General features: G+C 37.7%; 13 protein-coding genes. 7 read left to right on the forward strand and 6 right to left on the reverse strand.

Annotated elements, in window-relative coordinates; all coding sequences use genetic code 11:
- Positions 1–707: 707 nt before the first annotated feature.
- On the forward strand, positions 708–2,336 hold the full coding sequence (locus MSKOL_RS04850; protein WP_048154039.1) for an IS1634 family transposase: 1,629 nt from the start codon (positions 708–710) through the stop codon (positions 2,334–2,336).
- Positions 2,337–2,467: 131 nt separating this feature from the next.
- Here MSKOL_RS04850 and MSKOL_RS04855 read toward each other — a convergent pair whose 3' ends face one another.
- Positions 2,468–3,439, reverse strand: coding sequence for a permease (locus MSKOL_RS04855; protein WP_052725346.1), 972 nt, complete (start codon positions 3,437–3,439; stop codon positions 2,468–2,470).
- A 246-nt stretch (positions 3,440–3,685) separates the two neighbouring features.
- Between MSKOL_RS04855 and MSKOL_RS20650 the strand changes: the two genes are divergently transcribed.
- Entirely contained in the window at positions 3,686–3,844 is a 159-nt protein-coding gene (locus MSKOL_RS20650) for a hypothetical protein (protein ID WP_197078833.1), read from the forward strand.
- 346 nt (positions 3,845–4,190) lie between these two features.
- On the opposite strand, the gene MSKOL_RS04865 is transcribed toward MSKOL_RS20650, so the two are convergent.
- Together MSKOL_RS04865 and MSKOL_RS04870 are read right to left on the reverse strand one after the other, a co-directional pair.
- Complete coding sequence (locus MSKOL_RS04865) at positions 4,191–4,574, reverse strand: putative zinc-binding protein (protein WP_048118792.1); 384 nt, start codon at positions 4,572–4,574, stop codon at positions 4,191–4,193.
- Positions 4,575–4,907: 333 nt separating this feature from the next.
- A complete protein-coding gene (locus MSKOL_RS04870) occupies positions 4,908–5,141 on the reverse strand; it encodes a thioredoxin family protein (RefSeq protein ID WP_048154044.1) in 234 nt (77 codons plus the stop codon).
- 165 nt (positions 5,142–5,306) lie between these two features.
- Between MSKOL_RS04870 and MSKOL_RS04875 the strand changes: the two genes are divergently transcribed.
- The 3 genes from MSKOL_RS04875 to MSKOL_RS04885 all read left to right on the forward strand — a co-directional run bounded on the left by MSKOL_RS04875 (position 5,307) and on the right by MSKOL_RS04885 (position 7,114).
- Complete coding sequence (locus tag MSKOL_RS04875; protein ID WP_197078834.1) at positions 5,307–5,684, forward strand: YnfA family protein; 378 nt, start codon at positions 5,307–5,309, stop codon at positions 5,682–5,684.
- The gene (locus tag MSKOL_RS04880) at positions 5,681–6,010 is read left to right on the forward strand and encodes a YnfA family protein (protein WP_197078835.1); all 330 of its coding nucleotides are present in this window, start codon (positions 5,681–5,683) and stop codon (positions 6,008–6,010) included. The genes MSKOL_RS04875 and MSKOL_RS04880 overlap by 4 nt, the downstream gene beginning before the upstream one ends.
- Before the next feature lie 168 nt (positions 6,011–6,178).
- Positions 6,179–7,114, forward strand: a complete 936-nt coding sequence (locus MSKOL_RS04885) for a magnesium transporter CorA family protein (protein WP_048154047.1) — start codon at positions 6,179–6,181, stop codon at positions 7,112–7,114.
- A gap of 528 nt (positions 7,115–7,642) precedes the next feature.
- Here the strand turns inward: MSKOL_RS04885 and MSKOL_RS04890 are convergent.
- Positions 7,643–8,860 carry an ammonium transporter gene (locus MSKOL_RS04890; protein ID WP_048118803.1) on the reverse strand — a complete coding sequence of 406 codons (1,218 nt, stop codon included), beginning with the start codon at positions 8,858–8,860 and terminating at the stop codon, positions 7,643–7,645.
- Between the two features lie 199 nt (positions 8,861–9,059).
- Between MSKOL_RS04890 and MSKOL_RS04895 the strand changes: the two genes are divergently transcribed.
- Positions 9,060–9,329, forward strand: a complete 270-nt coding sequence (locus MSKOL_RS04895) for a hypothetical protein (protein WP_156150970.1) — start codon at positions 9,060–9,062, stop codon at positions 9,327–9,329.
- A gap of 193 nt (positions 9,330–9,522) precedes the next feature.
- Here the strand turns inward: MSKOL_RS04895 and MSKOL_RS04900 are convergent, their stop codons facing one another.
- Together MSKOL_RS04900 and MSKOL_RS04905 are read right to left on the reverse strand one after the other, a co-directional pair.
- Positions 9,523–10,716: an ammonium transporter gene (locus MSKOL_RS04900; protein ID WP_048118809.1), complete on the reverse strand. Its 1,194-nt coding sequence runs from the start codon at positions 10,714–10,716 to the stop codon at positions 9,523–9,525.
- A 10-nt stretch (positions 10,717–10,726) separates the two neighbouring features.
- A complete protein-coding gene (locus MSKOL_RS04905) occupies positions 10,727–11,071 on the reverse strand; it encodes a P-II family nitrogen regulator (RefSeq protein WP_048118812.1) in 345 nt (114 codons plus the stop codon).
- 270 nt (positions 11,072–11,341) lie between these two features.
- On the opposite strand from MSKOL_RS04905, the gene MSKOL_RS04910 reads away from it, so the two are divergent.
- The gene (locus tag MSKOL_RS04910; protein WP_048158158.1) at positions 11,342–12,223 is read left to right on the forward strand and encodes a class I SAM-dependent methyltransferase; all 882 of its coding nucleotides are present in this window, start codon (positions 11,342–11,344) and stop codon (positions 12,221–12,223) included.
- The last annotated feature ends 849 nt before the right edge of the window (positions 12,224–13,072 follow it).

The raw sequence follows: 13,072 nt of genomic DNA on the forward strand, positions 1-13,072 counted from the left end.
ATAACAAAGGCATATTTAAAGATAGTGATTTTCTTTTTACTTTTATATTACTAACGAGAATAATGGACAAAATAGCCCCCAAATATTGTTTTTTTTCTCGTTTACATTCTCGTTATGAAAATTATTGAGTGCCAATAGATACTACCAAAGAGTTCCAGTACTACTTAAGTAGTATAAATTAGCATGAACAAAGCTATATTTAAACATACTGATTTTAATTTACTTTTTTATTGCTCCTGAAACTCATTTATCGAATTACCTGTGAAAATCACAGTTTTAAATTAAAACATCAAAATAAACGACAAATAATAATATCAAATTATTACAATAATTAATATAACAAGGTGATATTTAAAGAAAGTGATTTTAACTTTCTATTTATATTAATCTTGATATTTCTAATATATTAATTTTCTTATATTTTTTATAATAATTTGAATATGTTTTTTAAATGAATTGCATTATGTACGGAAAGAGAAAATTGAACTGTAATAATTGGATAATTATACTGTAATAAATGGATAATTACAATGTAATACATGGATAGTTACAATGTAATACATGGATAGTTACAATGTAATACATGGATAATTACACTGTAATATAGAGAGGGATAATTACACTGTAATAATACATGTATCCTAGCTTCGGCAGGTAAACATATAATTTAATATAATTAATTTTCCTATCTCTTTTCTTGATCTTCCATGGCAGATAAAAACAACAGTAGAAGAGTTGAATCCTCAATAAAACGTACAAGCTTCTTAGGTCACCTTGGTCTCATTGCTGGAGTTTTCCGAGAGCTTGAAGTTGACAAATTGATCGATGAGAAACTTCCTAAAGAACGAGATCACAAAGTTCCTCACTCCGTTTGTATCCTTGCCATGGTACTCAATGGTCTTGGTTTCATAGGGCAACGTCTGTATCTTTTTCCTGATTATTTCAGGACTATTTCTATAGGAAGACTTTTTGGAGACAGCGTCACACGAGAAGACCTGAATCAATATGCTATTGGAGAAACTCTTGACAGAATCGTAAAGTATGGTCCTACAAAACTGTTTACTGAAATCACTCTTCACATTATGGCTCGTCTACCTATTCCTGTCCATTGTTTACACGCTGACACTACAAGTGTCAGCGTTTATGGCGATTATGAAGATGAAGAAACTGAGTCTATTGATATTACTTTCGGAATTCCCAAAAACGGAAGATGGGACCTCAAACAATTTGTTTTGAGTTTGATTGTTAATCAGCATGGGATACCACTTTTCATGAACACCCATTCAGGAAATGCTTCAGACAAAAGCACAATTCTGGAAGCAATCAAGTCTCTCAAATCAGCTTTAAACCCTGAACGCAAAGTGTACTATGTAGCTGATAGTTCTTTTTACACTGACAATAATATCAAGAACATAGGAAAGTCATTCTGGATCAGTCGTGTTCCTGCAACAATTAATGAGGCAAAGGAACTGCTAAATGCAAATCTAAACCTGAAAACGTTGAAAAGCGACGCGAGATACTTATTTTATCAAACCTTTGTGGAATATGGTGGAGTTAAACAAAAGTGGGTTTTGTTACTCTCCCATAAAATGAAAGAAAAAAAAGAGGTGACTCTCAGAAGAAAGCTTGAAAAAGAGCTTGAAAAAGCAGAAAAGTCGCTTAAAAAACTGGCAGGAGATGACTTTTTCTGTGAAGAAGATGCATTAAAAGCAGCAGAAAAATGGATTGCAGATTTCCCTTCTGTTCTTTTTGAAAAAGTAGATTTGAAAACCATTAAAAAACGGGAACCAGGTAAAAGAGGCAGAATTTCTAAAGATGAAAAATTGAAGACATGTTACAGGATTGATGGAATTATAAAGGTTAATGATGCTTTTGTTTTAAAAGAAATGGAAAAAATGGGACTTTTCATTCTTGCAAGTAATGATATCCGTCTTTCTCCTGAAGAGATGCTGAAGTATTACAAAGGACAGGATAAAGTAGAAAAAGGATTCAGATTTTTGAAAAGTGATACCTTTAGCATATCGAAGGTGTATCTCAAGAATAAATCAAGAATTGAAGCGTTGACAATGATAATGGTTCTCTGCTTAATGATTTATGCAATTGCAGAATGGAAATTAAGGACAAAGTTAGAAGAAGAAAATGAAACGGTTCCAGATCAAAAAGGGAAACCAACAAAAAAACCAACAATGAGATGGATATTTTTCAAGTTTCAGGGAATTACAGAACTTATAACGCAGAAAAAAGGGAAAGCAAAGTCAGAAATACTGAATATGGAAGAAATTCACTGGAAAATATTGAGGCTCATGGGGGAGGAATATGAAAATATATATCTCTAGTTGCGTTAACCTGCCGAAGCTAGGATGTATTATTATACTACGAATATAGAGAAGAATTTGATAGCTTATTTCAGAAATGCTTCTAAAACAAATAAAGTAAAAAGATAGGAAGAAAGGAGCCTAAGTGCTGATTACAACAGTATATTGAATAGATATCCTGTAAAGATTATCGAAATTGCTACGATTGAGACAAAGATTGCTATTAGCTCTTTTTTCAGCACCTTTTTAAGGATAATCATTTCAGGCAGGGAAACGGCTGTAACGGACATGAGGAACGCAAGAGAAGTTCCTATGGGAAGACCTTTTCCAATCAGGCTTTCTACGATAGGAATCATTGCCATAACATTTGAGTACAGTGGAACTCCGATCAGAACGGCAATCGGCACCGCAAGCAGGTTGTCCTTGCCTGCATATTTCTCTAAAATACCCTCAGGTGCATATCCGTGGAAAATACCTCCTATGCTAACGCCTATGATTACATAGATCCATACCCTTCCTACGATGTCTTTTACGTTTTCAAAGGCAATATTTACTCGTTCCTTTACCGTCAACTCTTCGGGTTTTGCATTCTGCTGTCCTACTTTTATCTTATAAACAAAGTCCTCTACGTACCTCTCCAGCTTAAGGAGGCCAATTAAAGTACCTCCAAGAACTCCCAGTATAACTCCTGATATTATATAGATCAATGTTGCTTTAAGGCCGAGCGTTGCCCAGAGAGCAGCAACTGCAGCTTCATTTACAAGAGGCGAGGTTATCAGAAAGGAAAAAGTAATTCCAAGAGGTACGCCTGCCTCTACAAACCCAATAAAAATCGGAACGGATGAACACGAGCAAAAAGGAGTTACTGTTCCGAGAAGAGACGCAAGAAAGTGATACTTAATCCCTTTTTTGTTTCCAAGTATTTTTCGGGTTCTTTCAGGAGTAATATAGGTCCTGAGATAAGAAATAAAAAAAATCATCACTGCAAGCAGCACGAAAATTTTCATTACATCATAAATAACGAAGTTAACACTCGCTGCAAGGCGTGTATCAGGTGCAATCCCAAAAACCTCGTATGTTACTTTGTCTGCAATCCATTGAAGAGGGTAAAATATATCGACCATTTTGGGTTCCTTCTTCCAGTTATTCACACTTTTTTTGTAATTTACACATCGGTATTATATCAATATATATTTATATAATTATTACAAGATATATATTTATCGCTTTAGTAAATATAATATATGAATTAGAGTGAAATTAGATTGAGACATTGTCACACCAACATTCAATACTGGCACGAAACAATAATTAAAAGCTCAAACGTTATCAAAGTTTAATTGTAAATGCACTAATCGAGGGTTTCAAGTATGGCTAAATGCTCTATTTGCGGGAAGGATGAATCCTCACTTCTTAGAGTAAAGCACAGGAAACTTGGCACAATAAAGCTCTGTTTTGAATGCTGGGAAGTGGAAAGCAGCAACAAGAATCTTCTTCCTTCGTGTAGCAGATGCGACTGCTGCAAATGAATCCATTTTCAGATACATTGCAATTTACTTTCACTTTTCTTCACTTTATAACTCCCTCCAACCCTGCTGGCTCTGTTTCCTGAATAATAAAGATAAACCGGTCATTAAAACCGGTTAAAATGGATAAATTAACACCTAAATTAGCATCTAAATTAACATCTAAATTAACATCTAAATTAACATCTAAATTAACACCAATAAGTTTTAGTGGTAGAAAACAGTCATAAAAAGGTTAAAAAACCTTTAAACAAGCTTAAATTTTTGTCCTCAATTTTGTGCAGAGCAGTTTTTTACAGAGTTATTGGGAAAGACTTCAAATTAAGACATAAAAGATTAAAATGGGAAATCACTCGGATTGAAGGATTTCCAGGACTTTTCCAAGAGTATCTGCCACTTCCTGGTCTTTGAGATCTTTTTCCTTGCTTTTCTTGATCCCAAGTTCTGAAATCACGATATGCCTATCAACGTTAAACCCTGCAAGTTCAAGGGTCTTGCTGGCGCAGTTTACAGGACAACCGTTAATTGCGATAATACGATCAGAAGCTTCGGCAGATTTCATAAGTCCCGGAGCTCTTGCACCGATTCCTGCAGTGCACATAAGATTTCCTATACCCTGCTTTTCAAGTTCGATTGCGATTCTGTTTGATAGTTGACCGACATTTGCTGCTCCCACACATGGGAAAATTGCCACATTTGCCGAGCCGCATGCACATTTTGTTTCTTCTGACATGTTTTTCACACTGACCTTGGATTTATCTTAAAGTACTTTAATACTGGAATTATCTGAAAGTAACTATAATACTGGAATTATCTGAAAATAACTTTAATACTGGATTTATCTGAAAGTAACTTTAGTACTGGATTTATCTGAAAGTAACTTTAATACTGGAATTATCTGAAAGTAATGTAATACTGGAATTATCTGAAAGTAATATAATACTGGAATTGTCTGAAAGTAACTTTAATGCTGGAATTATCTGAAAGTAACTATAATCCTGGATTTATCTAAAAGCAACTCTAATTTTTTAGTTCTGGGCTAATGCTTCAGTCCATTTCAACAGATTTATTTTTTAATCCATTTTTTGATATCATCGACGCTTGGAACTTTACCTGCGACTTTAACATCTCCGTCAATTACAAGAGCAGGAGTGACCATAACTCCATATCCTAGAATTTTATCGAAATCCTCTACCTTGACAATTTCAGCATCTACACCTGTTTCCTTTACAGCTTTCTCTGCTATTTCTTTTGTTTTGTTGCATTTTGAACATCCTGTACCGAGTATTTCGATTTTCATTGTGTTCACCTCAAAATTTATTTCAAATATGTTTGAAGTAACCTATATAAAATTACCTATTTCAAAATAATTTGAATTAGATTCCAACCTGATCAATATTTAAATTAAATCCGGAGCGATTCAAAATCAGTGTATTATATATATTTCTTTTAATGTTTGAAGAACATGGTTGGAATTGAATCCGAGGGTATGTCCAGAAAGAAGTGCTTTATGTATACTATTCTCCTGTTTATCCTTGCAGGTATTTTCGAGATAGGAGGAGGATACCTTATGTGGATGTGGCTGCGTGAAGGCAGAGGACTGATTTTCGCACTTTCAGGAGCAGTTATTTTATTTTTATATGGAGTCGTGCCTACTTTTCAGCGCTCTTATTTCCACAGAATATATGCAACCTATGGTGGCATTTTCGTTGTCATGTCCCTTTTATGGGGCTGGATCTTCGACAAAATTCCTCCAGATACTTATGATCTTATAGGCTCCCTGGTTATTCTTATTGGAGTGTCAATCATTTACTACTGGCCAAGAGGGGATGATAAGAAGTGATTGACTCAGTAGAATCTCTTGTTCTGTTTTTTCTGGCTGCACTTTTTGAAATAGGAGGAGGGTATCTAGTCTGGCTTTGGTTGAGGGAGAATAAAAGGGCAGTATTTGGGCTGCTTGGAGGTCTGACATTAGCAATCTACGGGATAATTCCAACTTTTCAGCCTGCACACTTCGGAAGGGTTTATGCTGCCTACGGAGGAATCTTCATTGTTTCATCCCTTATCTGGGGAGCTCTGATAGACAAGAAAAACCCCGACAAATATGAAATAATAGGGGCATTGATCGCACTTGCAGGTGTGCTGATAATGTTCTACATCCCTCGTTGACAAGTAATATAGAGGATAGAAAAAGTTTAGTACAGTACTTAAACCTTCCATAAATATTTATTATGAAAATATATTTATAGATAAGAGTTCTGCTTGAAGCCCAGTAAATCTTATTCTCATTTTTGAGTGAATGTAACTTCTATACTGCCAACAGGGAGAGGAACATCCATGCTTAAGATATTTAAATCGACAGATTCCGGACTGACAACTCTTGACCAGGTTGAAGACGGTGCATGGATTAATCTTGTAAATCCAAACGAGCAGGAAATTCTTTCAATTTCAAAATACCTGAATATTCCTGCTGCACATCTTAAAGCTGCACTTGATGAAGAGGAACGCTCCAGAATTGAGGTTGACGAAGGTTGTACTGTTGTATTAATAGATATACCTGTACCGAATGCTAACCTGCAGGAGGGGGGAATTTTTTATACAATTCCCCTTGGAATTATAATTAACAACAAAAACATCGTAACGGTATCTCTTCAGGAGAACTACGTTATTAATAGTTTTATCGACCAGAGAATAAAATCCTTTTATACGTTCAAAAAAACACGTTTTCTTTTACAGATCCTGTATAGAAACTCAAAGTTATATCTTCAATATCTCAGGCATATCGATAAAGCAAGTGATAAGATTGAATCCAAATTGCATAAATCCCTGAAAAATAAAGAATTAATCCAGCTTCTTGAGCTTGAAAAAAGCCTTGTATATTTTTCTACATCTTTAAAAAGTAATGAAATAGTCCTTGAGAAAATCCTTAAATCCACTCCTGTTAAGATGTATCCTGACGATACGGATCTTCTCGAAGATGTTATTGTAGAAAATAAGCAGGCGATTGAAATGGCAAATATTTATAGCAATATCCTGACCGGAACAATGGATGCATATGCCTCGGTTATTTCCAACAACTTAAACATTGTCATGAAATTCCTGACTTCAGTAACAATCGTTCTGTCGGTCCCAACAATGGTTGCAAGTTTTTTTGGAATGAATGTTGATGTCCCTTTCGAGAATAACCCCCATGCGTTTGTGATCATTTTCATTATGACATTGTTTTTCTCGATGATTCTAGCTATAACAATGGTAAGGAAACAACTGTTCTGAGGAAAAATTGTGGGTCTTCGTTGTTTTGTGTGGATATCTTCCTAATGTCTGCATAAAAACCAATGCGTTCTTGAATTGAAAATCATCTTATCCATAGAAAATAGCGAAGAGCCAAAATTGTTTAAAGAAAGAAATATTCTGAGAAAAATACTGTTCTGAAAAATACTATTCCAGGAAAAAATACTCAAAGAAAACAATTATTCGAAGAAGATATTCAAACAAAACAATTATTCAAAGAAGCCATTCAAAGAAAATAATTCTTCGAAGAAGATATTTATAAAAAAACAATTATTCATAGAAAACAACCGATGAAAATCTCGATTTCAAAATAAGTTCTATCTGGGTATCTGGTTTTTAATATATATCCTCCTTTCAGAGCCTTTATTTGTTAATTTCCTACTTGAAAAATCCCTGATTAAGGATTTCTGTTAAAAGGGGATAATCCTGAACGGGTGAAAAGGAAAAGGAAAAGATAAAAGAGTCAGAGAGGACCCCTAACTTTTTCGTTAATTGAATAACCTGTTTTTCTCAGTGAATAGTGTCGTAGGCACATTCTCCGTGCATAGAAATATCCAGGCCTATAAGCTGTTCTTCATCCGTAACCTTGACCGGAGTTACTATGTTTATTAACATCAACATAATGTAGGTAAACACAAATGCATAGACTGAAGTAGCTGCAACAACCACAACTTCTTTAATAAAGAATGCTGTGCCGCCGTAAAGCAGTCCATTGGCTCCTACCGGGTTTATAGCCGCCGAGGCAAAGACTCCAAGTAGAATTGTGCCTGTAACTCCTCCAATTCCATGGACACCCCATACATCAAGAGCGTCATCCCATTCCATCTTGTTTTTAAGATGCACGGCAAAGTAACAGACAACTGATCCGAGGATTCCCATTAGTGCAGCCACAGGCAAAGAAACAAGACCTGCTGCAGGAGTAATTGTTGCAAGGCCTGCAACTGCTCCTGTCATAAGCCCCACGAATTTTGGTTTTCCTTCCTTATACCATTCCATTGTCATCCACGTGATTGCTGCAAAAGAGGCTGCAATGTCACTGTTCAGGAACGCAAGTGAGGTAATCCCATCTACATTGAGTTCGCTTCCAGCGTTAAAGCCGTACCATCCAAACCACAGAAGAGCAGTTCCGATAGCCATTAACGGAACATTGTTTGGTTTTGTTATTTTATTGTACTTTCTTGAGCCTACGTAAAAGACCGAAGCAAGAGCTGCAAAGCCAGCTGTAGCATGGACAACGATTCCGCCTGCGAAATCAAGAACTCCCATCTGTGCGAGCAGACCGCCTCCCCAGACCATGTGAACGAAAGGATAGTAGACAAAAAGCTGCCAGAGAACAAGGAAAATAAGATAAGCCTTAAAAGTAACCCGGTTTGCAAATGCTCCCGTAATCAGAGCCGGGGTTATAATTGCAAACATCATCTGGTAAGCTACGAATACAATTTCCGGGAACCCCATATCTTTTATTATTGTAGTTGGGGTAATCCCGTGTAAAAGCATTTTGTCCAGGTTTCCTATGATTGCACCTTCTCCCCCGCTGAAGCACAGGGAATAACCGATGAGAAACCATAAAACAGTCGTCAATCCCATCGAAACAAAGCTTTGCATCATAATTCCTAAAATATTCCGCTTACAGGAAAGTCCTCCGTAGAAGAATGCCAGACCAGGAGTCATTAGCATCACAAGACTTGTCGCAAGCAGCATAAAGCCTGTCGAACCAGTATTTAACATATTATCATCCCATCTATATTTATACAATAACTAGGAAATCTCAAAGATCTTACCTTTTTCCTAGTTTCTTATACATATAAATTTCCATTTCAGATTACACGAAATTGAATTTTCAGGTAATGATGAGAGAAATCACGATTAAAGACGGGATTTATCATTGAAGAAAAGCAAGAATACAAGATATTCCGAAAAAACGATCTTGGATGATAACAAAACGATCTTGGATGATAACAAAACGATTTGGGATGATAACAAAACGATTTGGGATGATAACAAAACGATTTGGGATGATAACAAAACGATTTGGGATGATAACAAAACGATTTGGGATGATAACAAAACGATTTGGGATGATAACAAAAGAAAACGGCAGTTTCATGGAAACATCTCTCTATCCATAAAACGGAGTTTTCTTCAAAAATTCACGTTTTTGAATTCAGGTCTTGTTCTTGCCACACTTTTACTTTAATTTTTAGAGATATCACGAATTCTGGAAGTTAATCAGATTTTGGTCTTGCTATTCCTTTATACTTTCATCTTTGGGATCTTACTCTTGATTGTATGCTTGTATCGATTTTTCCTAATGTTCAAGGGTCACAGAAAAATTAAAAAAGTACAGTAAAGTTTTGCTTGTACTCAAAATCTGTACTCAAAGTCTGTGCTCAAATGTTATATGCAACTTCACCATGCTGCGTTTTGTCAAGTCCGATGTTTTCTTCACTTTCGCTGACTTTAAGCCCTATAGTCTTGTTAAGTATGAATCCAATAAGGAGGGTACCTGCAGCTGCATAAACAATTGTGACGACAACTCCTTGAAGCTGGATTAACATTTGGCTGGAATTCCCAAGAAGGAGGCCAGTCCCTCCTACACTTGCAAATACACCTACCAGAAGTGCACCTACTATTCCACCCACGCCGTGTACTCCAAAAGCATCCAGCGAGTCATCATATCCAAGCCTTTCTTTGAGTCCTACAGCGTTGTAGCATACGAAACTTGTGATCACACCTATAGGAATTGCTGCCATTGGCGTAACAAAGCCTGCACTTGGAGTTATTGCAACAAGTCCTGCTAGAACCCCTGTTGCAAATCCCAGGGCCGTTGGATATCCTAAGTGGCGCCATTCAAGGGCCATCCAGACGAATCCCGCAGCTGCTGGAGCTACAAGCGTTGTAATGAATGCAAGGGATGCGATCTCGTTTGCAGCAAGTGAAGAACCTGCGTTAAACCCAAACCACCCGAACCAGAGAAGCCCGGTTCCAAGAAGCGTCAGAGTAACGTTGTGCGGCTTTAGTGGATCTACTCCAAAACCACGCCTCTTGCCAAGGTATGTAAGAATTGCAAGTGAGGAAATACCTGAAGTTATGTGCACAACAGTGCCGCCCGCAAAGTCGAGAGCTTTCCCTGTTAGGAATCCGCCGCCCCAGACCCAGTGGCAAACAGGTGCATATACGATAATTCCCCAGAGGGCAATAAATGCAATATAAGATTTAAACTTCACACGTCCTACAATTGCACCCGAAATCAGAGCAGGTGTAATTATTGCAAACATTCCCTGAAATGCAACATATGCATAAGTCGGAATTGTACCGGTTACTGAGTATACATCTATCCCTTTCAGGAATGCATGTCCAAGGCCACCCACAAACCAGTTGCCGTCTGCAAATGCAAGCGAGTAACCTATTAATACCCATTCCAGAGCCATGACGCCCATCGCAACAAATGAGTGCATCATGCTGCTCAGAACGTTTTTACGCTGGACAAGCCCTCCATAGAACAGCGCAAGTCCGGGAAGCATTAACAATACAAGTGCAGACGAGATTAGTACCCATACCGTGTCTGCTGCTTCAATAGCCATGTTCATCCCCTCATAGAGCGTCTGGTCCGGTTTCGCTTGTCCGAATCCGTATTACATTCTCTAAAGGAAGCACAAATATCTTGCCGCTTCCGATGTAACCGTCAGTGCCTTTTGCTCCGACAGTTATTGCTTCAATAACTGATTGCAGGAACTGATCTTCCACTGCAATTTCGATCTTCACTTTTTCAAGAAGATTTGCTTCGTGCTCAGTTGCCCTGTAAATCTCTAAATGCCCCTTTTGCGCACCATAACCGGCGACCGATGATACTGTCAGTCTATTTACCTCAAGTTTCTGAAGCTCTCTTTTGACTGCATCGAGTCTTTCCGGCCTTATCATTGCAATTATATATTTCATCACGACCACCAATAGGTGTCTTGTATCCGATTTCTTGGTATTTAAATTTACCTATCTAGGTATTGGATATTTAAGCAGTTATGTCCAGAAAACACTAAAGTGAAAGGGGCTTTTTTCTTTAATCAGAGGGTCTAGTATCAGTTTTTTGATTTCCGATCCTGTTGCTGTATGTTAAAACAGAAAGCCTGGGTATCTGGTATGAGTTCCTTTTTTCTGTTTTCAAACATTTCTGTCAGAGAGCTTTTATCTAGCGAAAGCAAATTTAGAGGTATGTTCGGAGAAATTGGAATTGTAAAAAGCGAGGCTGATGAGACTGCTCTGCAAATTCTTTCCCTTTTCAGAGACAGCATCAGTGAAATTTGCCTGAATGAACCTGAATCCATTTCAGATTATTTCAAGCCGGAGTATTCTCATTATATCATAGTCCATACTGCCCTGAATATCCGGTTCCCTGAGAAAAGAGAAGAATGGAATATGCGTTTTTGCAGGGATGCCGGAGTTTCGGTTGTTGAACGTATCGTAACCGATACTGACAGAATTTACGTAAGAGGACTTATGGCAGTCAACGGGTCAAAAGTCTATGCTATCCTTCCTTTTATGACAATAGATGCAGAAAAAGCAAAGAGAGCAACATTTCCTGAAGACCGCATGGCCCGTGTTCGGGCAAAAGTGCTTCCTTCTGTACTTCCTGACATAAAAGGAGAAACGATCCTCGATATTGGAAGCGGCTTTGGAAGCCTTACCATAGAGCTTGCAAGAAACAATCCCGATTCGAAAGTTTACGGAATTGATCTCCATGATTCTCTTACAGGCCAGTCGCAGATGAATGCCGATGTCCTTGGCGTGCCGAATGTAAAATTCAGGACTGGAAGCGCTTATGCCCTTCCTTTTGAAGCCGGCTTGATTGATGCAGCTACCTGCTTTTTAATGCTTCACCACCTCGAAGACATCAAATTTGCCCTGTTCGAGATCAAGAGAGTGCTTAAAAACGGCGGCCTGTTAATAGCAGTTGAGCCGCTTGCAGAACACCACCACCACGGACCTCAACTCTCGAAAACCGGATGGCAAGAGCTTTTCGAAGACGTTGGCTTCGCAGTAGAGGTTGAGAGCCAGGAAGGAGCAGCGATTATGAAAGCTGTGAAAAGAGACTAAATTCGGTAAAAGAAGAATAAGTTTGGTAAAAAGAGAATAAAACCTGCGAAAGGGGAAGAACTAAGAAAAGGCAATTCCAAAAACGGATCGGAATATTGTCCAGCATATGAATCTGGCTTTCATTATCTTTTGATCAATTTAATACATCCCAGACTCCTGTAAGATTTCCGCTGCCTCTCGATATATCAGCTAGGAAGGAATTTCGGTGAGAACCTCAGTACTTACCGTACTCCATTCCGACTTCAGACAGGAGCTTTACCATTGCTCCACCGTATAAGAAGCCGACAATGATAACAAAGTCCTACTGGCCCAAGTGTATAATAATTGGGAAGAATTTTACAGACAACTGCCCGGATTATCTTCTATCCCTTTGACTCCCTGCAGGTAAAGCCTTTCGCCTGGTCAATCGCTTTTTCTGTCAATTTCCAAGGATGATATGACCTAGATTCGGCAGGTTGACATTTCATTTTTGATTATTTTTGCTAATGGCGATTTTGAAATGATGATCCCTTATTGTGTGCAGTTGTGAGGTTTACATATGATCCAAACATAATCTCTCATACTAAACTTTAATGGAAAAATGATTCAGTGCTTATATATGTAGTGAGATTTGAGCCACACGTTAACCAGCTTTAAATCTCAGGTATATTTATCAAATGTTCAAAAACGATATCAAGAATAATATTCAAATTCCTTATGTCGACCTGCTGAATCTAGTGCATTGATTCCAAAGTATGTCAGGAATAAATTTTTTGAAAACCACTGAAAGCACAGAAAACACGGAAATCAGTAGTAAAGGCGTGTTTCTTCCGTGCTTTCCGTGTTTTCCGTGGTTGTAATATCCAGATA

This window comes from Methanosarcina sp. Kolksee (assembly GCF_000969945.1).
Taxonomy (GTDB): domain Archaea; phylum Halobacteriota; class Methanosarcinia; order Methanosarcinales; family Methanosarcinaceae; genus Methanosarcina; species Methanosarcina vacuolata.